Consider the following 21,003-nt stretch of genomic DNA (forward strand, 5'->3'; position numbering starts at 1 on the left):
ACGCTCGCGTGACGAGCGGGCTCGGGTTCCAGCCTATCAGACCAGTGAGTTGCCTGAATCCGCGTCCGGAGCCTGCTGTGAGCCGGTTCCCGCGCCCGGAGCGACGTCTTCGGGGGCGACGGTCGGCAGGGATGCGTCGCTGACGACGGGCAGCCGCATCTTCAGGAACACCACCGCGTCGATCGCGAGCGAGACCAGCACGCCTGCCAGCAGCGCCCAGAAGAAGACGAGCGGCTCCAGCCAGGGCTGCCCGCGCAGAACGAGGATGAGCACGAAGAACAGCCCCAGCTTGAGGAACCAGCCGCCCATCACGATCGCGAAGAACAGCTGCACGTACAGCTCCTGCCCGAACCAGCGGTTGGCGATGAGGATGCTGCCGGCTGTGATCGCCCCGAAGAGCACCGCGATGAGGGCGCCGATCAGGCCGCTCCACACGCCCGGGGCGCCCTTGAGCACTCCCCCGATGATCCCGGCCACGATCGCGAGTACGACGGCGGCGATGCCGGAGGCGATCAGCGCCGTGCGCAGGACCGGGGTGCTGGTGACGGGGCTCTGGCCGGCGGAGGGGCGGTCGCTCGCGGAGCTCATTTCGATTCCTTCTGGGATGCGCGCGGACGCGACGGGATGAGGGTGACGACGAGGCAGGCCGCGGCCCCGACGACGCCGAAGATGATGCCGGCGGCGTATTCGCCGTACCAGCCCTCGCGCGAGCCGATGTACATCAGCAGCACGGCGATCGAGATGATGGCCGTCCACGCGTAGAAGATGAGCACGGCATCGCGGCCGCGGTGGCCGAGGTCGAGCATGCGGTGGTGCAGGTGCTTACGATCGGGCGAGAACGGCGACTTGCCCGCGCCCATGCGTCGCAGCACGGCCAGTCCGAAATCGAGCAGCGGCAGCAGCACCACGACGACCGGCAGCAGGATCGGGATGAACGCGCCGAGCAGCTGGGAGCGCCCGATCTGCGCGTTGGTGAGCACAGCGGGATTCAGCTGCCCGGTGATGGCGACGGCGCTGGTCGCCATGAGCAGGCCGATCACGAGGGCGCCGGAGTCGCCCATGAACAGCTTCGCGGGGCTCCAGTTCATCGGCAGGAATCCGATGCATGCGCCGATCAGCACGGCCGCGATGAACGGGGCGAGGCTGAAGTAACTGGACTGGCCGATGTCGCGGGCGATGATGTAGGAGTAGGCGAAGAAGACGCCGTTGGCGATGAGGCAGACGCCGGCGACCAGGCCGTCGAGCCCGTCGATGAAGTTCACCGCGTTCATGACGATGACGATCGCGAACATCGTGATCACGATGCTCAGCCAGTTGGATCCGATCACGGGCTCGGCGAGCGGGAGCGAGGCAATCTGCAGCCCGCCGACGATCGTCACCAGCCCCGCGGCCAGGAACTGCGCTCCCAGCTTGATCATCCAGTCCAGATCCCACAGATCATCGATGACGCCGACGATCGCGATGAGCAGGACCGCGCCGACCACCGACCACATCGTCTGCGGCTGCGCCCAGATGATGTGGAAGAACGGACTGGCCGCGCTCGCGGCGAACGCCGCCAGGATGCCGAGCAGCATCGCCACTCCCCCGAGCCGCGGCGTCGGCGTCGTGTGCACATCGCGCTCACGGATGCCCGGGTACAACTTGAAGCGCAGACTCAGCTGCCACACCGCCCACGAGCAGGCCAGGGTCACGGCTGCCGTGAGGATCACGGTGAACAGGTACTGCTTCACGGGGTCGCTCTCCTCCGGCCGGGATCAGGGCTGCTCGTCGAGCAGGTCCCCGAGCACGCGGGCGAGCTCGTCGCGGGAGACCGCACCCTCGCGGAGCACGCGCACCTTCGCGTCCTCGCCCCCCGGGCGCACGAGCGACGTGGCGTCGACGATCGTGGAGGCGACGCCACGGGTCGCGGGACCTGCGTCGAGGTAGACCTCGATGCTGTCGCCGAGCATGCCCTTGGCCTGATCGACCTCGACGGCGGCCGGCTCCCCGGTCAGGTTCGCACTGGAGACTGCGAGCGGGCCGGTCTCCTCGAGCAGGGCGAGCGCGACCCGGTGGTCGGGCATCCGCACGGCGACCGTGCCGTGGGTCTCGCCCAGATCCCAGACCAGGGACTGCTGCGCGGGCAGCACGATCGTGAGCCCGCCGGGCCAGAACTCGTCGACCAGACGCTGCACCGGCTCCGGCACGGTCTCCACGAGGGCGGCGAGAGTGGCAGTGCTGCCGACGAGGACGGGCGGCGGCTGCTGGCGCCCTCGCCCCTTCGCATCGAGCAGGCGCTGCACGGCGGCGGGGCTGAAGGCATCGGCGCCCACGCCGTAGACGGTATCGGTGGGCAGCACGACCAGCTCGCCGCGGCCGATGGCAAGACGGGCCTGGCGCATACCGGTGAGGATCTGATCCGCGTCGCGGCTATCGAAGACTGAGGACATGACCGGCCCAGTCTACGGGGCGCGGCGCCGTGCGCCCTGAGCGGGCGTGCGGATCTCTCCGCGCCGGCGGATCCGGCTACGGGCGGATCGCCGTCGTCGCGCGGTCGCGCTGGGTCAGGTCGCGGTGCGTCGCCGTCGCGCGCCAGCCGTCCGCAGCGAGGAGCTCACGGATCGCGTCGCCCTGCACCTCCGCGTGCTCGAGCACGAGCGTCCCGCCGGGATGCAGCAGCGCCCAGGCGCGGCGGCTGATCGCGCGCACCACGTCGAGTCCGTCGGGGCCGCCGTACAGCGCGAGCGCAGGGTCGTGAAGGCGCACCTCCGGATCGCGCGGGATGGCATCGTCCGGCACATACGGAGGATTGGAGATGACCACGTCGACCGTGCCGTCCAACTCCCCCAGCTCCGAGCGGAGGTCGCCGAGCACCAGGGCGAGGTTCTCCTGCCCCGCCGTGTTCCGCAGCGCCCAGGCGTGCGCCTCGGGCGAGAGCTCGACGGCATGCACCTGTGCGTGCGGCACCTCCGTCGCGAGAGCGAGGGCGATGGCTCCGGATCCGGTGCACAGATCCACGCCGACTGGAACCGGCGAGGCGGTCGCGAGCAGCGCGTCGATGGCGAACTGCGCGACGATCTCGGTCTCCGGGCGCGGCACGAACACACCGGGCCCCACCGCCAGCTCGAGGTGGCGGAACGGCGCCATGCCGGTGAGATGCTGAAGCGGCTCCCGCGCGGCACGGCGTGCGACGAGCGCGTCCAGGGCAGCCTCGTCCGCATCGGTCAGCACGTCTCCGCGGATCATCGCCGCCTGGACGGCGCCGCGACCGAGCCCGAGGACGTGCCCGGCCAGGAGCTCGGCGTCGACGACGGGATCCGGGACGCCGCCGTCGCCGAGGGTCGTGGCGGCGCGGCGGAGGGCATCGGCAAGGGGCACGGACATAGACGTCCAGCGTAATGCGGGCGTCACATTCACCGGGCCCACACGCCATCGTCCTAGGCTGTGCTCGATCGTGTCCCCGTCGGAAGCGGGATGGGATCGTGGCAACCCCGAAGAAGTGCGTCCATCGAAAGGTCCCTCATGGCAGGCATCCACTCCGACATCACCAGCACGTTCGGCAACACCCCGCTCGTCAAGCTGAACCACGTGACCGAGGGCCTCGGCGCCACGGTGCTGGTCAAGCTCGAGTCGTTCAACCCGGCCTCGAGCGTCAAGGACCGCATCGGCATCGCGATCGTCGACGCCGCGGAGGCCTCCGGCGAGCTGAAGCCCGGTGGCACGATCGTCGAGGCGACGAGCGGCAACACCGGCATCGCCCTGGCCATGGTGGGCGCCGCGCGTGGCTACCGCGTGATCCTGACGATGCCCTCCTCCATGTCGAAGGAGCGCCGCGTGCTGCTGAAGGCGTTCGGCGCAGAGCTCGTGCTGACCGACCCGACCCTGGGCATGAAGGGCGCGATCGAGAAGCTGCAGGAGATCATCGCGGAGACCCCGGGGGCCGTCTGGGCCCGACAGTTCGAGAACGCCGCGAACCCGCAGATCCACCGCGAGACCACGGCGCAGGAGATCCTGCGCGACACCGACGGCGACGTCGACTTCTTCGTCGCGGGCATCGGCACCGGTGGCACCATCACCGGCACCGGTCAGGCCCTCAAGGCGGCCAACCCCGAGGTGAAGGTCATCGCCGTCGAGCCGACCGACTCCCCCCTGCTCAGCGAGGGGCACCCCGGCCCGGCGAAGATCCAGGGCATCGGCCCGAACTTCGTCCCCGCGATCCTGGACCGCGACGTCATCGACGAGATCATCACCGCCGGCTTCGAGGAATCCCTCAGCACCGCCCGGGACCTGGCGGCGAAGGAGGGGCTGCTGGTCGGCATCTCCGCCGGCGCAGCCGTCGCACAGGCGCTGAAGGTCGCCGCACGCCCCGAGAACACGGGCAAGACCATCGTCGTGATCGCGCCGGACACCGGCGAGCGCTACCTGTCCACCGCCCTGTTCGAGGACCTGCGCGAGGACTGATGCCGCACTCTGGCATGTCGTGGGCCGGGCGGATGCGCGAAGACATCGCATCCGCCCGTCTCCGCGACCCCGCCGCACGTGGCGGGATCGAGATCGCCCTGCTCTACCCGGGTCTGCACGCCATCTGGGCGCATCGCGTGAACCATGCGCTGTGGACGCGCGGACTGCGCTTCCCGGCACGGATGGGCTCGCAGGTCGCCCGCTGGCTGACCGGCGTCGAGATCCACCCCGGCGCCACGATCGGCCGTCGCTTCTTCATCGACCACGGCATGGGCGTCGTGATCGGTGAGACCGCCGAGGTCGGCGACGATGTGATGCTCTACCACGGGGTCACCCTCGGCGGCCGCACCCGCGACGCGGGCAAGCGCCACCCCACGCTCCAGGACGGCGTCGTGGTCGGCGCAGGAGCGAAGATCCTCGGCCCCGTCGTCATCGGTGCGCGCTCCGCCATCGGCGCCAACGCCGTCGTCACGAAGGACGCGCCCGCCGACTCCGTGCTCACCGGGGTTCCCGCCAGGGCCAGACCTCGTGTCGAGGGAGAGAACACGGCGAGGATCCTGTCGGTGCCCGACTACTCGATCTGACCTCGCCCCCGCGGGGCCTCCTCGTCAGCGCTTCTTGGCCGCGGCCTTGAGCGCCGCCGCTTCGCGCACCTCCCGCTTGATCAGCAGCAGCGGCAGGACGACGGTGCAAACCGCCGTGATGATCCAGACCACGACCGGTCCGAGCACCCAGCCGAGCGCATCGGTGATCCGCAGGCCGCCGATGGGCAGCAGCACGACGATGAGCAGCGCCACGAAGGTGGAGATGATGCCGATCCCGCCCAGCAGCGCCGGCGCGTAGCGGTTGGCCATGGACGTGATCCAGGGCGCGAGCAGGCTCTGCAGCACCGTGAAGATGAGCACGCACAGCACGAAGCCCCACCACTTGCTCCACTCGATGGTGAAACCCGTCAGCAGCAGATCGGCCACGATGAGGCCGATCGCGGAGGATGCCACGAAGATCAGGGTGCGCGTGAGGAAGAGGCTCATGGCCGGAGCATAGCGGGGCACGGGTGCGCGCCCCGCTCGCGACGCGTACTGTCGGGGCATGCGCTGGGTGCTCCATGTGGACCTCGACCAGTTCATCGCGGCCGTCGAGGTGCTGCGCCGTCCCGAGCTGGCCGGGCTTGCGCTCATCGTGGGCGGTCGCGGCGATCCGACCGAGCGCGCGGTGGTGTCGACGGCGTCCTACGAGGCGCGCGCGTTCGGCGTGGGCTCGGGGATGCCGCTGCGGATCGCGGCTCGCAAGGCTCCGGATGCGGTGATCCTGCCGGTGGACGCGCCCGCGTATCTGGCCGCCTCCGCCGAAGTGATGGCGGCGGTGCGGGCCCAGCCGGGCGCCGTGGTGCAGGTGCTGGGCTGGGACGAGGCGTTCGTCGGCGTCGACACGGACGATCCTGAGGCGTACGCGCGGCGCCTGCAGCATGCCGTCCTGGAGTGCACCGGACTGCACTGCAGCGTAGGCATCGGGGACACGCTCGTACGGGCGAAGATCGCGACCGGGTTCGGCAAGCCCCGGGGCGTGTTCCGCCTCACGGCCGAGAACTGGGACGACGTGATGGGCGAACGCCCCGTGATCGAGCTCTGGGGCGTCGGCCCGAAGGTGTCGAAGCGCCTCGTGGCGCTCGGGATCCGCACGGTCGCCGAACTCTCGACCGCGCCGGAGGACGGGCTCGTCGCCGAGTTCGGCCCGCGGATGGGGCTCTGGTACCGCGAACTCGGACAGGGCGGCGGATCCGCCGTCGTCGACGACACCCCCTGGGTCGCGCGCGGGCACAGCCGTGAGACGACCTACCAGACCGATCTCGCCGACCGCGCGGAGATCGAGCAGGCCGCACTGACGCTGCTCGAACAGGTTCTGGACGGCGTCGCCGAGGACGGACGGCCCGTCATCGGCCTCGGGCTGAAGGTGCGCTACGCCCCGTTCACGACGAAGACGTTCACCAAGCGGATCCAGGAGACCGTCGACCGCGATCTCGTCATCGCGAAGGCACGGGAGCTCATCGCCCGGATAGAGCCCGACCGGCCGGTGCGGCTGCTGGGGATGCGTGCCGAAATGGCGCTGCCGGACGACGCGCGCGAAGGACGCACACCCACGCGCGGAGCGTGGTGACGGAACGCTCTCCAGGGTGTCGGGCGGTCAGTCCTCGGTGCCGAGGGCGGCGAGCCTGGCCTCCTCGTCCGCGTGGATCGCGGACTCGATGAGCGGCTCGAGCGCCCCGTCCATCACAGCATCGAGGTTGTAGGCCTTGAACCCGGTGCGGTGATCCGCGATCCGGTTCTCGGGGAAGTTGTAGGTGCGGATCCGCTCGGAGCGGTCCATGCCGCGGATCTGCGAGCGACGCGCATCGGAGGCCGCGGCGTCGAGCTCCTCCTGCTGCTTGGCCAGCAGACGGGCGCGCAGCACCCGCATGGCCGCCTCACGGTTCTGCAGCTGCGACTTCTCGTTCTGCATGGACACGACGATCCCGCTCGGCACGTGCGTGATGCGCACCGCGGAGTCCGTCGTGTTCACGGACTGGCCGCCAGGCCCTGAGGAACGGAACACGTCGATCTTGAGGTCGTTCTGGTTGATCGCGATCTCGTCGGGCTCATCCACCTCGGGGAACACCAGCACCCCGGTGGTGGACGTGTGGATCCGGCCCTGCGACTCGGTCGCCGGTACGCGCTGCACCCGGTGCACGCCGCCCTCGTACTTGAGGTGGGCCCAGACGCCCTGGGAGGGGTCCGTGGAGGATCCCTTGATCGCGACCTGCACGTCCTTGTAACCGCCGAGATCCGATTCGGTGCGATCGAGCAGCTCGGTCTTCCAGCCCTTGGACGCCGCGTACTGCACGTACATGCGCAGCAGGTCGGCGGCGAAGAGGGCGGATTCGGCTCCGCCCTCCCCCGCCTTGATCTCCATGATCACGTCACGGGCGTCATCCGGATCCCGAGGGATCAGCAGGCGCCGGAGCTTCTCCTGGGCGGCCTGTAGCCCCTCCTCCATGCCGGGGATCTCCGCCGCGATCGAATCGTCCTCGCGGGCGAACTCGCGCGCGGTCTCGAGATCCTCGCCGGCGGCGATCCAGTCGTCATGCGCCTTCACGATGCGGCTGAGCTCGGCGTAGCGGCGGTTGACCCGCTTCGCCCGCGCCGCGTCGGCGTGCACCTCAGGGTCGGAGAGCTCTCTCTCCACCCTGCGGTGCTCGTCGCGCAGCGACTCGACCTGCTCGAACATGACGACCGGATCCCTCCCGGATGAGGCAGCGTTCAGGCTGCGCGGATCAGCGGATGCTGTTCTCGGACGCGTGGCTGTGGCCGGTGCCCGCGGAGGGCTTCCCCAGCTGCGCGTTCTGCATCTGCAGCAGGAACTCGACGTTCGAGTCGGTCTCCTTGAGCTTGCCGAGGACGACCTCGAGCGCCTGCTGCGGGTCGAGCCCGGCGAGGGCACGGCGCAGCTTCCAGGTGATCTTGACCTCGTCGGGGCTCAGCAGCATCTCCTCGCGGCGGGTCGAGGACGCGTTGACGTCCACGGCCGGGAAGATCCGCTTGTCGGCCAGCGCGCGGCTCAGGCGCAGCTCGCTGTTGCCGGTGCCCTTGAACTCCTCGAAGATGACCTCGTCCATCTTGGATCCGGTCTCCACCAGTGCGGTCGCGAGGATCGTGAGGGATCCGCCGTTCTCGATGTTGCGCGCGGCGCCGAAGAAGCGCTTCGGCGGGTAGAGCGCCGATGCGTCCACGCCGCCGGTGAGCACGCGGCCGGAGGCCGGAGCGGCGATGTTGTACGCGCGGCCGAGGCGGGTGATCGAGTCGAGCAGCACGACGACGTCGCGCCCCAGCTCCACCAGGCGCTTGGCACGCTCGATCGCGAGCTCGGCGACGGTGGTGTGATCCTCTGCCGGACGGTCGAAGGTCGAGGCGATGACCTCGCCCTTCACCGTGCGCTGCATGTCGGTGACCTCTTCGGGGCGCTCGTCGACGAGCACGACCATGAGGTGCACCTCGGGGTTGTTCTGCGCGATCGCGTTGGCGATCTGCTGCAGCACGATCGTCTTGCCGGCCTTCGGGGGCGCGACGATGAGGCCGCGCTGGCCCTTGCCGATCGGGGCGACGAGATCGATGATGCGCTGCGTGAGCTTCTCCGGCGCCGTCTCCAGGCGCAGGCGTTCCTGCGGGTAGAGCGGGGTGAGGGCGGAGAACTCGACGCGGTTCGCGGCGTCCTCCGTGCTCAGGCCGTTGACCGAGTCGACCTTCACCAGCGCGTTGTACTTCTGGCGGCCCTGCTGCTCGCCCTCGCGGGGCTGCTTGATCGCACCGATGACGGCGTCGCCCTTGCGCAGGTTGTACTTCTTCACCTGGCCGAGCGAGACGTACACGTCGCTGGGGCCGGAGAGGTAGCCGGTGGTGCGCACGAAGGCGTAGTTGTCGAGCACGTCGAGGATGCCCGCGATCGGGATGAGGACGTCGTCCTCGCCGATCTCGGTCTCGAACTCGTCGACGTTCTGGTTCTGACCGCCCCGGCGCTTGTTGCGCTGGCGGCCGCGGCCAGTGCCGCCGTCCTCGTCGATGTCCTGAGCGCCGCCACGGCCGCCCTGGTTGTTGTTCTGGCCGTTGTTGTTGCTCTGGCCGTTGTTGTTCTGGCCACCGTTGCTCTGGCCGTCCTGGCCTCCGTTGCGGTTGCGGCTGCGCGAGCGGGACCGGCTGCGGCTGCGGCCGCTCGTCTCCTCGCCGCCGTCGGCGGAATTGTCGGCAGGCTGCGCGTCGGCAGGCGCCGCGTCCGCGGGCGCCTCCTTCGTGACCGGCTCGGCTGCGGCCTCAGCCGGCGCCGCCTCGCCGGACTCCGCCGGGGCGTCGTCGGTCTTCTTCGCACGGCTGCGGCGCGGGGCCCGCGCCTTCGGGGCCTCTTCGGCCGACGCGTCGGCCGCGAGGGCGGCGTCAGCAGCAGGGCCAGCGTCGGCGGCAGGGGCAGCGTCGGCGGCGGCCGTCTCGGCGGGAGCCTCCTCGGTCTTCTTCGCACGGCTGCGGCGCGGGGCCTTGGCCTTCGGAGCGTCCTCGGCCGGTGTCTCGGCGGCGGGCGATGCCTCCCCGCCTGCGGGCGCGGACTCCGCAGCCTCCGCGGCCTTCGCGGCAGCGGTGGCCGTGGTCGCGCGGCGCGGAGCGCGCTTGCGCGGGGCCTTGGGTGCGTCTTCGGCGGACGCCTGCCCGGCCGGAGCCGAGGTCTCGATCTGGGTCTCGGAGATAGTCTCCACGAGTACTCCTCTTGTAAGTCGTGGGAAATTCGACGCGCACACGGCAGATGCCGGGGCGCGACCGCACGATCATGCCGAGAACAGGCTGTCCCCTGCATGCCACCCGGAGAACACGCTCGCAGAGAGCTCGGTGACCGGCTCGTGGTGCGGTTTCGGGTGCTGTGCGGCTGACGCATGAAGTGCGTCGCGGGTCGGGATCACGATTGTGACGAAGAACCCTCCGCTCGTTCCCTCACTGTACCACCTCGCACATCGACGGCGACCATCTGCGGGATCCACGGAGTGTCCGTGGCAGCCTCGGCGATCCGCACCGCGTCGAGGCGGCTGCCGGGTCCGTCGCACAGCACCAGCACGCTGGGGCCGGCGCCGGAGACCACCGCCGCGAATCCCTCGGCGCGCAGCGCGCGCACGAGCCGGTTCGTCTCGGGCATCGCGGGAGCGCGGTAGTCCTGGTGCAGACGGTCGTCGGTGGCGTCCAGCAGCACGTCCGGGCTCTGCGTGAGCGCGGCGATGAGCAGCGCGGAACGGGAGACGTTGAACACCGCGTCCTCGCTCGGTACCTGTTCGGGCTGCAGGCTGCGCGCCGCCTTGGTCGACATCGTGTAGCCGGGCACCAGCACCAGCGGCGAGACGCCGCGGTGCACGAGCAGCTTCTTGTGCTGCGGTCCGCGCGTAGCCGTCCATGCGATGGTCAGCCCGCCGAACAGCGCGGGAGCCACGTTGTCTGGATGCCCCTCGAGCTCCGTCGCAAGACGCAGCAGCGCGTCGTCGTCGAGCTCGACGATCCCGTTCAGCAGGCCCTTCGCGGCCAGCACGCCGGCCGCGACCGCGGCGCCGGACGAGCCGAGCCCGCGACCGTGCGGCACGCCGTTGCGGGCCACGAGACGGATCCCCGGCATCGTGACGCCGACATCCGCGAAAACGTGGGCGATCGATCGGACGACGAGGTTGGAAGCGTCACGGGCGATCTCATCGGCGCCGGATCCGGAGACCTCGACCTCGATCCGTCCCGGCTCGAGTGCCGTGACCTCGAGCTCGTCGTACATGCTCAGCGCGAGGCCCAGGGTGTCGAACCCGGGGCCGAGGTTGGCGCTCGTGGCGGGGACGCGCACCTCGACGGTGCGCCCCGGCATCGGGCCGGTCGCAGCGTTCACCGTCACTCCCCCTCGACCCGCAGCACCGATACCACGCGGGTGACGGCGTCGCTGTCGGCGAGGCGGGCGACCGTCTCGCTGAGAGCCTGTTCGGTGGCGCGGTGGGTGCCGATCACGAGGCGGGCTGTGCTGCTCTGCTCGCCCCGCTCGATGGTCTGCAGCGCGGTGGCGATGGAGACGCCGTGGTCGCTGAGGATCCCGGCCACCGTGGCGAGCACTCCCGTGACGTCGGCGACTTCGATCGTGATCTGGTAACGCGTGGTGATGTGTCCGAACGGCGCGATCGGCAGATTCTGCCGAGCCGACTCCCCCACGCCGACACCGCCGGCGATGTGCCGGCGTGCGGCCGAGACGACGTCGCCCAGAACGGCGGACGCGGTCTGCACGCCGCCCGCACCTGCACCGTAGAACATGAGCGGGCCGGCGGCCTCGGCCTCCACGAAGACGGCGTTGTTGCCGCCGTGCACGCTGGCCATCGGGTGCTCCCGGTCGATCAACGCCGGGTACACGCGCACCGAGACGGCGTCGCCGCCGTCCTCGGTCAGACGCTCGCACACGGCGAGAAGCTTGATCACATAGCCCGCTCGACGGGCGTCGGCGATCATGTCGGCGGTGACGGACTCGATGCCCTGGCGATGCACGTCATCGATCGAGACCTGCGTGTGGAACGCGAGGCTGGCGAGGATCGCAGCCTTCTGGGCCGCGTCGTAGCCCTCGAGATCGAGCGTGGGGTCGGCCTCGAGGTACCCGAGGTCGGTGGCGATCTGCTGCGCCTCCTGGGCGCTCAGGCCCTGGCGGTCCATGGAGTCGAGGATGTAGTTCGTACTGCCGTTGACGATTCCGAAGATCCGCTTGATGCGGTCGCCGGCGAGCGAGTCCCGCAGCGGGCGGATGATCGGTATCGCGGCGGCGACCGCCGCCTCGTACGACACCGATGCGCCGACCTGATCCGCAGCCTCGAAGATCTCCGCGCCGTGCGTGGCCAGCAGCGCCTTGTTGCCGGTGACGACGTCGGCCCCGCTGCGCAGCGCCTGGAGCACGTAGCCGCGCGCCGGCTCGATGCCGCCCATGAGCTCGATCACGATATCCGCACTCTGGATCAGCACCTCGGCATCGGTCGTGAGCAGCTCGCGCGGCAGCTCCGCGTCGCGCGGCGCATCGACGTCCCGGACGAGGATCCCGGCGAGTTCCAGCCGGGCGCCGCTGCGCTCGGCGAGGTCGCCCTGATGCTCGAGGAGCAGGCGCGCGACCTGGGATCCCACGGATCCAGCCCCGAGCAGGGCGACGCGGAGGGTGCGGCGGGTGCCGTCGAGTTCCGTCATGCTTCTCCTTCTCCGGTGCGGGCACCGGTGCGCTCCTTCGTCCGCGGAGCGGCGATGCCGGCATCCCTGGAGAGGAGGTCGTCGAGGGTCTCCCCCCGGACGATCACCCGCGCGTGACCGTCGCGCACGGCGACGACCGCGGGACGCGGGGTGTGGTTGTAGTTGCTGGACAGCGCGTGACAGTACGCGCCGGTCGCCGGCACCGCGAGCAGGTCGCCCGGAGTGACGTCGGAGGGGAGGTACTCGTGATCGACGACGATGTCCCCCGATTCGCAGTGTGAGCCCACGACCCGCGCGAGCACCGGTGCGCCGGTGCCCTCCCGTGAGGCGATGCGCGCCGAGTACTCGGATCCGTACAGCGCAGGGCGGGCGTTGTCGCTCATACCGCCGTCCACGCTCACGTAGAGGCGCCCCCCTCGTTCGCCGAGCGAGACCTCCTTGGTGGTTCCGACCTGGTACAGGGTCACACCGGCCTGACCGACGACGGCGCGTCCCGGCTCGAACGCGAGGGTCGGGAGCGGGATCCCGCGCACCTCGCACTCGCGGGCGACCGCCTCGACGATGGCGGTGGCGAGCTCCTCGATCGGCGTCGGATCGTCGGCGGCCGTGTAGGCGATACCGAAGCCGCCGCCGAGGTTGAGCAGGGGCAGCTCCCCGCCCGCGCGTAGCTCGGCGTGCAGTTCGACGACGCGCGAGGCGGACTCTGCGAAGCCGGCGGATCCGAAGATCTGGGATCCGATGTGGCAGTGCAGACCGCGCAGCTTCAGGCTGGGGATCTCACGGATCCGCTCGACGAGGGCGGGCGCGGCTTCCAGCGGGATGCCGAACTTCTGGTCCTCGTGCGCCGTGGCGAGGAAGTCGTGCGTCTCCGCGTGCACGCCACTGTTGACCCGCAGCAGCACACGCTGCACATATCCGTCGGATCCCGTGCCGGCGCTGCGACGCTCGGCGATCGCGCCGAGGCGCTCGATCTCGATAGCGGAGTCGACGATGATCGTGCCGACACCGACCTGGACGGCGCGCTCCAGTTCGGTGACGGTCTTGTTGTTGCCGTGGAAGCCGATCCGCGACGGCTTGATGCCGGCGGCCAGCGCGATCTCGAGCTCGCCGCGGCTGCAGACGTCGACGCGCAGGCCCTCCTGGGAGACCCAACGCGCGACCTCCGTGCTGAGGAACGCCTTGCCCGCGTAATACACGCGCGCCTTGGTGCCGTGAGCGGCCGCCGCGACGTCGAAGGCAGCCTTGATCCTGGCCGCGTGGGCACGCACCTCGCCCTCGTCCAGCACGTAGAGCGGGGTGCCGAAACGTGCGCGCAGCTCAGCGACGCCGACGCCGCCGAGCTGCAGCTCTCCGTCGGCGTCGCGCCGTGCGGAAGCCGGCCACACCCCCGGGGCGAGATCGTTCGGATCAGCCGGTTCCTTCAGCCAGTCCGGGGCGAGCGCGTCGGGCGATGCGGGAAGCACAGGGCACCAATCGTCGTGTGTGTCTCGGGTGTTCGAGCCCGGCCCAGAGCGTGCCGAGTTCTGAGAATTCTAAGGCACCGCATCGGTCCGCCCCGACGGGTGTGACGTCCCGGGACGGGGCCGCGCGGCACGGTGGCGAGTCTGGTTGGATGAGCGGATGCGCGGATTCCATCACGTCGAACTCTGGGTGCAGGACGTCACACGTTCCGCCCCCGGATGGGACTGGCTGCTCGGACGGATCGGCTTCGCGTCGGCGGAGGCCTGGACTGAGGGCCGCTCGTGGCGGAACGGAGACGCGTACCTCACGATCTGCTCGGCCCCTGCCCTGCACGGAACCGGCCACGACCGCCGGCTGCCCGGCCTGAACCACCTGGCCTTCCACGGCGGGTCCCGGAGCGACGTCGACCGACTGATGGCCGCGGCACCGCAGCACGGCTGGAGCGCCTTGTACGTCGACCGGTACCCGCATGCCGGCGGTCCGGATCACTACGCGGGATGGCTTGAGAACAGTGAGGGATTCAAGGTCGAGGTCGTCGCGGAATCCTGAGATCCGTCGGCGCCCGCGGTGCCCTTCCGTCGGAGATGTGCGCTTCGATCGGAGGAATTCGACGACTCCCTCCGACGAAGAGGTACGACTCCGTGCGAGGCGTACGACTGTCCGCGCTCTCCGTCCCGCGACCTCGGCCCGTTCAGCGCGCTTCTGCGAGGTGAGGCGACACGGAACGGCCGCCTCGTCACGGGCTTTCGAACCGGCATCCGCGTCTCGCTACGCTCGGAGGATGGGCACCATGACCGCCTCCGAGCGCACTCCGGCACAGAAGCCCTGGCTGCCGCGCACGATCGACGCGCTGCTGGGCCGCGTGCTCCGCTGGCGCGTCACACGCACCTGGCTGCTGTACTCCGAGAAGCACGGGCCGTCCCTGGCCGACGGCATCACCTACCGCGCGCTGTTCAGCCTGTTCGCCGCCGTTCTGCTGGGGTTCTCGGCCGCAGGGCTGTGGCTCACGGGCAATCCCGAGGCCCTCGCCGCTCTCGTCCGGACCGTGGACTCCGCTGTCCCGGGGCTGGTCGGCCACGGCGGCCTCATCGATCCGAACAGGATCGCCGCACCCGCCGGACTGTCGGTCGCGGGTGTCGTCTCGCTCGCGGGACTCGTCGGCGCGGCACTCGGCGCGATCGGGTCGCTACGCATCGCGCTGCGCATGCTCGCCGGCGCGCTCGCCGACGACGTGCAGTGGTACTGGGTGATCGCTCGCAACCTCGGGCTTGCGCTCGGCATCGGAGTCGGCTTCGCGCTGAGCGCGGCCGCCACGGTGGTCGGCTCGGTCGGCCTGGACCAGATCGCGGAGCTGCTGGGCCTCCGGCACTCGCCCGCGACCGCGTGGATCGAGCGGATCCTGTCGCTTGTCGTCGTGTTCGCGCTCGACACCGCGCTCATCGCCGCGCTGTTCGCGGTGCTCTCCGGAGTGCGCGCGGGCGCCCGCACTCTCTGGGCGGGGTCCGCGCTCGGCGGCCTCGGTCTTCTCGTACTGCAGCAGTTGTCCACGCTCTTCGTCGGCGGAGCCGCGTCGAACCCGCTGCTCGCCTCCTTCGCGGCGCTGATCGCGCTGCTGCTGTGGCTGAACCTGTCCGCGCAGGTCGTGCTGTTCGCGAGCGCGTGGATCATCACCGGCGTCGAGGACGCGGAGGACAGGGCGACCGGCAGGCCTCGTTCGTTCGCCGAGCGGCGCCTGGACCGGGCCGAGCGGCTGCTGACCGCGACCACGGCCGAGCGCGACGCAGCGCGCGAGCAGGTCACGACGGAGCACGCCGGATCCTGACGGCTACGACGCGGGGCAGGTGCCGTTCTCGAGCAGTGTCGGATCCGTCGTGATCGCGCTGTCCGCGGAGAACGTCGCCACCAGCGCGCCGGCAACCACGCGAAGTCCGCTCAGGTGCACGCCCGCCGGCAGCCGGTCGGCGATGCAGAGCTTCTGCGTCGCGAACAAGGGCTTCAGTGCCGCCCCGAACGGGGTCGATGCGATGGTGTCGGGATCGACGGTGAGCGCGCCGATCGTCGCCGAGGTCGGCGTGAAGGTGAGCTCGCCGCCCGCAGCCCCCGGGGTCAGCGCGAGCGCGAGCGGCACGGTGGCGCCGAAGAGCTTGACGGATCCGGTCGCCTCGAGGTCCTCTCCGTCCAGCGTCACGGACTCGATCGGCGTGGATCCGGCAGCCGCCGTGATCGCCTTCTCGAGCTGATCGCCTGTGATGCGGAAGGTGCCCTTCGCGGCGCCGAGCGCGCCGCCGCGGATCGGCACACCGGTCGCATCGACCTGGACGGCGCTCGTGATCGGACCGATCGCGACGCTCTTCGAGGAGATGCGGACGTCGTCCAGCCGACCCGCCACGAGCTGCGGCAGTACGATCCCGCCCACGTTCACGTCCATCTGCTGGTCGGCGGGGAGTTTCAGCGCCGTGATCACCTGCGAGCGGATCTGCTGCGCGACGACGGCGCGCGCCACGAACTCGCCGCCCACGACGAGGGCCGCGAGCACGACCACGACGATCCCCAGCACCCACGGCCAGCGCGCACGCCGGCGCGGCGGTGGCACGGCGACCGGTGCCGACGGCAGCGAGGGTCGAGGTGGGAGCCCCGCATCGAGCGCGGCGCCAGGCGCCGCGCTCCCGAAAGCCGCGGTCGTCTGCGACCCGCCGGTCGGCGGCAGCGGCACCGTCGGGTGCTCGGAACCGAGGTCCCGCGGATACGGTTCCGTCGGGTGCGTACCCTCCTCCGCGCCGCTCACGTCACATCCGCTCCGGCGCGGACACCCCGAGCAGGTCGAGGCCGTTGCGCAGCACCTGGCCCGTGGCGTCGTTCAGCCACAGGCGGGTGCGGTGCACGTCTTCGATCGGGTCGTCGCCCTGCGGGATCACGCGGCAGTTGTCGTACCAGCGGTGGTACAGCCCCGCGAGCTCCTCCAGGTAGCGGGCGACGCGGTGCGGCTCGCGCACCTCGGCGGCGAAGGCCACGATCCGCGGGAACTCCTGCAGCGCGCCCAGCAGCGCCGACTCGGTCTCGTGCGTCAGCAGCTCGGGCGCGAACGCCGACCGGTCCACGCCGGAGTCAGCCGCGTTGCGGGCGACGTTGTGCGTGCGCGCGTGCGCGTACTGGACGTAGAACACCGGGTTGTCATTCGTGCGCTTCTGCAGCAGCTCCGGGTCCAGCGAGAGCGGGGAGTCGGCCGGCGAGCGCTCGAGCGAATACCGCAGCGCGTCCGTGCCGAGCCATTCGCGCAGGTCGTCCATCTCGATGATGTTGCCGGCCCGCTTGCTGAGCCGGGCGCCGCCCACCGAGACCAGCTGCCCGATGAGCACCTCGACATCCTTCTCCGGGTCGTCGCCGGCAGCGCCGGCGAGCGCCTTGAGGCGGTGCACATAGCCGTGGTGGTCGGCGCCGAGCAGGTAGATCTTGTGCTCGAAGCCGCGGTCGCCCTTGTTCAGGTAGTACGCGGCGTCGGCGGCGAAATACGTGTACTCGCCGTTGGAGCGGCGGATCACGCGGTCCTTGTCGTCGCCGAAGTCGGTGGTGCGCACCCACACCGCATCGTCCTGATCGAACACGTGCCCCTGCGCGCGCAAGCGGTCCACGGCCTCGTCGACAAGGCTCGGGCCGCCGTCCTCGCCCTTCGCATGCAGGATCCGCTCGGAGAACCAGACATCGAAGACGACATTGAACTTGGCCAGTGATTCCTGCTGCTCGGCGAGCTGGTACCGGTAGCCGAGCTCGCGGGCGACGTCGAGCTGCACCTCGGGGTCGAGGGCGAGGAAATCGGGGCGATCGGTGAGAACGCGCTGCGCGATGTCGGTGATGTAACTGCCCGCGTAACCGCCCTCGGGGGTCGGCTCGCCCTGCGCTGCGGCCACGATGGATCCGGCGAACCGTTCCATCTGCGCACCCGCGTCGTTGATGTAGAACTCGCGCGCCACGGTGGCCCCGCTGGCGTCGAGCAGACGCGCGATCGCGTCGCCGAGAGCGGCCCAGCGGGTGTGCCCGATGTGCAGCGGCCCGGTCGGGTTCGCGGACACGAACTCGACGTTGATCGACCGGCCCGCCTGCGAGTCGTTACGGCCGTATGCCTCGCCCGCATCCACGATCACCTTGGCGAGGGCGCCGGCCGCGCCCGCTTCGAGGCGCACGTTGAGGAACCCCGGCCCTGCGACTGAGGCCTCGGCGATGCCGTCCACGGCGCCGAGTCCGTCGGCGATCTGCTGCGCGAGCTCGCGCGGATTCGTGCCGAGCTGCTTCGCGAGGCGCATCGCGATGTTGGTGGCCCAGTCGCCGTGCTCACGGTTGCGCGGACGCTCCAGCACGATGTCGCCCGCGGTGAGCGGAAGGGGCTCGCCACCTCGTCGCTCGTCCGCGATCGGCGCGAGGACGGACAGGATCGCTGTGGCGAGAGCTTCGGGATTCATAGGGTATCGATTCTAGGGCGTGTCCCCTTGCGGAATCGTCGTGTGCGGGGCGGGATCCGCCAGCGGAACCCGAGCCCGCATCGCCTCGCCGATCCCCGCGCGCACGCGCGCCAGCGTCCTCTCATCCACCCGGAGTCCCGCGTGGCGGAGGGCGAGCATCGTCGCACCCGCGGCGCCGCTGTCGACCAGCACGAACGGCTGGTCGCCGAAGGCTGCGGTCACATGCGCGCGCAGCACCCGCTGCGGCGCGCCCGGCCTCGACACGATGCTGCCGCCGACCACGACCGGCCCCGGTGCTGCCTGCACGAGCTCGATCGTCTGCGCCAGCTGCTCGCCCGCCTCCTGCAGGATCCGCTCCGCAACCGGATCCTGCTCCTCGGCCGCATCGAACACGAGCGGAGCGAAGGCCGCAAGCTGCACGGGCCGCTGCGCATACAGCACGCGGATCAGCTGCTCCAGGCCGACCGGTCGCCCATCGCTCCCCCGGCTCAGAGCGCCCTCTCCGGCGATGCCCGCCGCCTGCAGCACCCGCGGGGTGAGGACGGTCGCGGGGCCGAGTCCGTCCAGCTCCGCCACGGCGGCGGCGGCCCCCGCACGCCCGATCCAGAAGCCGCTGCCCCGGTCGCCCAGCAGCCAGCCCAGCCCGTCCGCCGTCGCAACGATGCGCCCGCCCTCCACGCGCACGGCGCTCGCACCCGTTCCGCACACCACGCCGTACCCGACCGGCGCGACGGCGCCACTCGCGTACATGGCCAGCAGATCCGATTCGAACCACAGCGCGCCCGCGAACCCGTTTTCCTTCAACGGCTCGAGGATCCAGTCGGATGCACCGCCGCGCGCATCATGACCGGCCATGGCGACGACGATCTCGGACACCTCGGACAGGCTGGCACCACCTGCGGCCAGGGCGCCGGCGATCGCGCCGCGGACCTCGGCAAGGGCCGCAGGAATACCCGATGAAGTGGGATTCCCGCTGCCGCCGCGACCGAAGCCGACGACGCGTCCTTCGCCGGTCGCGAGCACCGCTCTCGTGGAGGTGCCTCCTGCATCCACACCGATCACGAGCATCTTGCACCCCAATTTGTTATCTGCCCTACTTGATTTTTCACCCGGGACCTGATGAGAATGTTTTTCACCCGAACCCCGTCGTAGCACGACGCGTTTTCACCGGAGGCTATGGTGCCACTCATGCAGGATGTCGGCAACGAGTTGTCGATCACGCAGCGCATCTCGCTGCGGCGTCCTGCGATGCCCAAGGCCATGGCGAAGATCGCGGCCGTGATCGCCGCCCACCCCACAGCCCCGGTCGAGCTGACCATCACCGAACTCGCCGACCAGGCCGGCACCTCGGCCGCCACCGTCACCCGCTTCTGCCGCGCGATCGGCTTCGAGGGGTACACGCAGTTCCGCGTCGGCGTCGCGGCCGAGTCGGGACGAGGCGATGCCGGCACCACGTGGCGCACCGACATCGCGGACGACATCGGGCAGGACGACCCGGCCGACCGGGTGCTGCTCACGCTGCTCGGACTGCACACGCGCAGCATGGAGGTCACGACCCGCCTGCTGGATCTCGACGATGTCCAGCTCGTCGCACGCGCCATCGCCGAGGCGCGGCACGTCGACATCTACGGCGTCGGCGGCAGCGGCGTCATCGCCGACGAGTTCCGCGGCCGGCTCTATCGGATCGGCGTGAACGCGCATTCCTGGTCCGATGTGCACGACGGCCTCACCAGCGCGGTGCTGCAGGACGGTTCCTCGGTCGCGGTCGGGATCTCCAACACCGGCAGAACCGAAGAGACCATCGAGATGCTCTCGCATGCGCGCGCCGCCGGAGCCCTCACTGTCGCGATCACGACCGATGCCGACTCCTGGCTCGCCGCCAGCGCCGACGTGGCCCTGATCACCGCCTCGGAGAACCCGGCCCAGCGCCCCGATGACCTCTCCATCAAGCACGCGCAGCTTCTCGTGGTCGATCTGCTCTACGTCCTCGTCGCGCAGCGCACACTCGGCGAGGCCGCGACACGTCTCGCGGCCAGCGCGATGGCCGTCTCCGCGCACCGACGTTCCTCCGCTCCGCACGAAGCCCGCCGAACCCCCCGCACGAAGGAGTCCACCCGATGAGCGCCTCTCCCCTGGATCTGCTCCGCGAAGCCGAGACGCGCCTCGAGCGCCTCGCCGCCGATGCGGAGCGCGGCGCGCTGGATCCGGCCATCGACCTGCTCGTCACCGCATTGCGCGACGGCGGAGTCATCCAGGCGTTCGGCACCGGGCACTCCGAGGCGTTCGCGATGGAGATCGCGGGGCGCGCGGGCGGACTCATCCCGACCAACCGCATCGCGCTGCGCGACATCGTGCTGCACGGCGAACGCACCGCCGACGTGCTGACCGGCTCCCTCGAGCGCGAGCCCTGGGTGGTCGACGAGCTCATGGCGGTCTCCCCCGTGGCTGAGAACGACGTCTTCGTGATCGCCTCGAACTCCGGCGTGAACGGATCCATCGTCGGCGTCGCACTGTGGGCCAAGGAGCACGGTCACAAGGTCATCGCCGTGACCAGCCTCGAGCACACCGCCCGGGTCGAGCCCAAGCACCCGAGCGGCAAGCGTCTCAGCGAGATCGCCGATGTCGTGATCGACAACCTCGCCCCCTACGGCGATTCGACCCTGAACGTCACCGAGACCATCTCGGCCGGCGCGATCTCGTCGATCACCGCCGCGTTCATCGCTCAGCTGCTCACCCTGGGCGTCGCCCGCGCGCTCACCGACGCCGGCGAGGTTGCGCCGATGTACATCTCCGCGAACATCCCCGGCGGTGACGAGCACAATTCCGCGCTCGAAGCGCGCTACCTCGAGCGGCTCCGCCGCGGCGCCTGAGGGCGCCCACAGACTCATCCTCTCCCTCAC

The 21,003-nt window shown here is 70.5% G+C and carries 20 protein-coding genes; 7 read left to right on the forward strand and 13 right to left on the reverse strand.

What is annotated here, in order from left to right; translation table 11 throughout:
* Positions 1-36: 36 nt before the first annotated feature.
* The 4 genes from ACTJI8_RS04575 to prmC all read right to left on the reverse strand — a co-directional run bounded on the left by ACTJI8_RS04575 (position 37) and on the right by prmC (position 3,363).
* Positions 37-588, reverse strand: coding sequence for a hypothetical protein (locus ACTJI8_RS04575; protein ID WP_440732207.1), 552 nt, complete (start codon positions 586-588; stop codon positions 37-39).
* On the reverse strand, positions 585-1,730 hold the full coding sequence (locus tag ACTJI8_RS04580; protein WP_440732208.1) for an MraY family glycosyltransferase: 1,146 nt from the start codon (positions 1,728-1,730) through the stop codon (positions 585-587). The genes ACTJI8_RS04575 and ACTJI8_RS04580 overlap by 4 nt, the downstream gene beginning before the upstream one ends.
* Before the next feature lie 24 nt (positions 1,731-1,754).
* Entirely contained in the window at positions 1,755-2,429 is a 675-nt protein-coding gene (locus ACTJI8_RS04585) for an L-threonylcarbamoyladenylate synthase (protein ID WP_440732209.1), read from the reverse strand.
* Between the two features lie 76 nt (positions 2,430-2,505).
* Positions 2,506-3,363, reverse strand: coding sequence for a peptide chain release factor N(5)-glutamine methyltransferase (gene prmC, locus ACTJI8_RS04590; RefSeq protein ID WP_440732210.1), 858 nt, complete (start codon positions 3,361-3,363; stop codon positions 2,506-2,508).
* Positions 3,364-3,501: 138 nt separating this feature from the next.
* On the opposite strand from prmC, the gene cysK reads away from it, so the two are divergent.
* The gene (gene cysK / locus ACTJI8_RS04595; RefSeq protein WP_440732211.1) at positions 3,502-4,440 is read left to right on the forward strand and encodes a cysteine synthase A; all 939 of its coding nucleotides are present in this window, start codon (positions 3,502-3,504) and stop codon (positions 4,438-4,440) included.
* Entirely contained in the window at positions 4,440-5,024 is a 585-nt protein-coding gene (gene epsC / locus ACTJI8_RS04600) for a serine O-acetyltransferase EpsC (protein ID WP_440732212.1), read from the forward strand. The genes cysK and epsC overlap by 1 nt, the downstream gene beginning before the upstream one ends.
* 24 nt (positions 5,025-5,048) lie before the next feature.
* On the opposite strand, the gene ACTJI8_RS04605 is transcribed toward epsC, so the two are convergent.
* Positions 5,049-5,471 (reverse strand): hypothetical protein, encoded by a 423-nt coding sequence (locus ACTJI8_RS04605; protein WP_440732213.1) that lies wholly within the window; start codon positions 5,469-5,471, stop codon positions 5,049-5,051.
* Positions 5,472-5,529: 58 nt separating this feature from the next.
* Between ACTJI8_RS04605 and ACTJI8_RS04610 the strand changes: the two genes are divergently transcribed.
* On the forward strand, positions 5,530-6,594 hold the full coding sequence (locus tag ACTJI8_RS04610; RefSeq protein WP_440732214.1) for a DNA polymerase IV: 1,065 nt from the start codon (positions 5,530-5,532) through the stop codon (positions 6,592-6,594).
* Between the two features lie 27 nt (positions 6,595-6,621).
* Here the strand turns inward: ACTJI8_RS04610 and prfA are convergent, their stop codons facing one another.
* From prfA to lysA, 5 genes are all read right to left on the reverse strand, one after another.
* Positions 6,622-7,701 carry a peptide chain release factor 1 gene (prfA, locus tag ACTJI8_RS04615; RefSeq protein ID WP_440732215.1) on the reverse strand — a complete coding sequence of 360 codons (1,080 nt, stop codon included), beginning with the start codon at positions 7,699-7,701 and terminating at the stop codon, positions 6,622-6,624.
* Between the two features lie 46 nt (positions 7,702-7,747).
* Positions 7,748-9,712, reverse strand: a complete 1,965-nt coding sequence (rho, locus tag ACTJI8_RS04620; protein WP_440732216.1) for a transcription termination factor Rho — start codon at positions 9,710-9,712, stop codon at positions 7,748-7,750.
* A 197-nt stretch (positions 9,713-9,909) separates the two neighbouring features.
* Positions 9,910-10,845: a homoserine kinase gene (gene thrB, locus ACTJI8_RS04625; protein WP_440732445.1), complete on the reverse strand. Its 936-nt coding sequence runs from the start codon at positions 10,843-10,845 to the stop codon at positions 9,910-9,912.
* Positions 10,846-10,868: 23 nt separating this feature from the next.
* Positions 10,869-12,188: a homoserine dehydrogenase gene (locus ACTJI8_RS04630; RefSeq protein ID WP_440732217.1), complete on the reverse strand. Its 1,320-nt coding sequence runs from the start codon at positions 12,186-12,188 to the stop codon at positions 10,869-10,871.
* Positions 12,185-13,651, reverse strand: coding sequence for a diaminopimelate decarboxylase (gene lysA / locus ACTJI8_RS04635; RefSeq protein ID WP_440732218.1), 1,467 nt, complete (start codon positions 13,649-13,651; stop codon positions 12,185-12,187). The genes ACTJI8_RS04630 and lysA overlap by 4 nt, the downstream gene beginning before the upstream one ends.
* Positions 13,652-13,808: 157 nt before the next feature.
* On the opposite strand from lysA, the gene ACTJI8_RS04640 reads away from it, so the two are divergent.
* Both ACTJI8_RS04640 and ACTJI8_RS04645 read left to right on the forward strand, forming a co-directional pair.
* On the forward strand, positions 13,809-14,198 hold the full coding sequence (locus tag ACTJI8_RS04640; protein ID WP_440732219.1) for a VOC family protein: 390 nt from the start codon (positions 13,809-13,811) through the stop codon (positions 14,196-14,198).
* A gap of 232 nt (positions 14,199-14,430) precedes the next feature.
* Complete coding sequence (locus tag ACTJI8_RS04645) at positions 14,431-15,471, forward strand: YhjD/YihY/BrkB family envelope integrity protein (RefSeq protein ID WP_440732220.1); 1,041 nt, start codon at positions 14,431-14,433, stop codon at positions 15,469-15,471.
* Between the two features lie 3 nt (positions 15,472-15,474).
* Here the strand turns inward: ACTJI8_RS04645 and ACTJI8_RS04650 are convergent, their stop codons facing one another.
* The 3 genes from ACTJI8_RS04650 to ACTJI8_RS04660 are packed head-to-tail and all read right to left on the reverse strand — an operon-like array spanning position 15,475 to position 19,171.
* Entirely contained in the window at positions 15,475-16,434 is a 960-nt protein-coding gene (locus ACTJI8_RS04650; RefSeq protein WP_440732221.1) for an LmeA family phospholipid-binding protein, read from the reverse strand.
* Between the two features lies 1 nt (position 16,435).
* A complete protein-coding gene (gene argS / locus ACTJI8_RS04655) occupies positions 16,436-18,103 on the reverse strand; it encodes an arginine--tRNA ligase (protein ID WP_440732222.1) in 1,668 nt (555 codons plus the stop codon).
* A gap of 12 nt (positions 18,104-18,115) precedes the next feature.
* Positions 18,116-19,171, reverse strand: coding sequence for an N-acetylglucosamine kinase (locus ACTJI8_RS04660; RefSeq protein WP_440732223.1), 1,056 nt, complete (start codon positions 19,169-19,171; stop codon positions 18,116-18,118).
* 120 nt (positions 19,172-19,291) lie between these two features.
* Here ACTJI8_RS04660 and ACTJI8_RS04665 point away from each other — a divergent pair, with 120 nt between their 5' ends.
* Together ACTJI8_RS04665 and ACTJI8_RS04670 are read left to right on the forward strand one after the other, a co-directional pair.
* Positions 19,292-20,224 carry a MurR/RpiR family transcriptional regulator gene (locus tag ACTJI8_RS04665; protein ID WP_440732224.1) on the forward strand — a complete coding sequence of 311 codons (933 nt, stop codon included), beginning with the start codon at positions 19,292-19,294 and terminating at the stop codon, positions 20,222-20,224.
* Positions 20,221-20,973, forward strand: a complete 753-nt coding sequence (locus ACTJI8_RS04670) for a sugar isomerase domain-containing protein (RefSeq protein WP_440732225.1) — start codon at positions 20,221-20,223, stop codon at positions 20,971-20,973. The genes ACTJI8_RS04665 and ACTJI8_RS04670 overlap by 4 nt, the downstream gene beginning before the upstream one ends.
* Positions 20,974-21,003 lie beyond the last annotated feature (30 nt).

This window comes from Microbacterium sp. 22303 (assembly GCF_052045265.1).
GTDB lineage: Bacteria > Actinomycetota > Actinomycetes > Actinomycetales > Microbacteriaceae > Microbacterium.

Excerpts from the sequence above, each read along its gene's own strand:
- ACTJI8_RS04575 (WP_440732207.1), bottom strand. The coding sequence starts at position 588 with ATGAGCTCCGCGAGCGACCGCCCCTCCGCCGGCCAGAGCCCCGTCACC.
- ACTJI8_RS04585 (WP_440732209.1), bottom strand. The coding sequence starts at position 2,429 with ATGTCCTCAGTCTTCGATAGCCGCGACGCGGATCAGATCCTCACCGGT.
- prmC (WP_440732210.1), bottom strand. The coding sequence starts at position 3,363 with ATGTCCGTGCCCCTTGCCGATGCCCTCCGCCGCGCCGCCACGACCCTC.
- cysK (WP_440732211.1), top strand. The coding sequence starts at position 3,502 with ATGGCAGGCATCCACTCCGACATCACCAGCACGTTCGGCAACACCCCG.
- epsC (WP_440732212.1), top strand. The coding sequence starts at position 4,440 with ATGCCGCACTCTGGCATGTCGTGGGCCGGGCGGATGCGCGAAGACATC.
- ACTJI8_RS04605 (WP_440732213.1), bottom strand. The coding sequence starts at position 5,471 with ATGAGCCTCTTCCTCACGCGCACCCTGATCTTCGTGGCATCCTCCGCG.
- ACTJI8_RS04610 (WP_440732214.1), top strand. The coding sequence starts at position 5,530 with ATGCGCTGGGTGCTCCATGTGGACCTCGACCAGTTCATCGCGGCCGTC.
- prfA (WP_440732215.1), bottom strand. The coding sequence starts at position 7,701 with ATGTTCGAGCAGGTCGAGTCGCTGCGCGACGAGCACCGCAGGGTGGAG.
- thrB (WP_440732445.1), bottom strand. The coding sequence starts at position 10,845 with ATGCCGGGGCGCACCGTCGAGGTGCGCGTCCCCGCCACGAGCGCCAAC.
- ACTJI8_RS04630 (WP_440732217.1), bottom strand. The coding sequence starts at position 12,188 with ATGACGGAACTCGACGGCACCCGCCGCACCCTCCGCGTCGCCCTGCTC.
- ACTJI8_RS04640 (WP_440732219.1), top strand. The coding sequence starts at position 13,809 with ATGCGCGGATTCCATCACGTCGAACTCTGGGTGCAGGACGTCACACGT.
- ACTJI8_RS04645 (WP_440732220.1), top strand. The coding sequence starts at position 14,431 with ATGGGCACCATGACCGCCTCCGAGCGCACTCCGGCACAGAAGCCCTGG.
- argS (WP_440732222.1), bottom strand. The coding sequence starts at position 18,103 with ATGAATCCCGAAGCTCTCGCCACAGCGATCCTGTCCGTCCTCGCGCCG.
- ACTJI8_RS04660 (WP_440732223.1), bottom strand. The coding sequence starts at position 19,171 with ATGCTCGTGATCGGTGTGGATGCAGGAGGCACCTCCACGAGAGCGGTG.
- ACTJI8_RS04665 (WP_440732224.1), top strand. The coding sequence starts at position 19,292 with ATGCAGGATGTCGGCAACGAGTTGTCGATCACGCAGCGCATCTCGCTG.
- ACTJI8_RS04670 (WP_440732225.1), top strand. The coding sequence starts at position 20,221 with ATGAGCGCCTCTCCCCTGGATCTGCTCCGCGAAGCCGAGACGCGCCTC.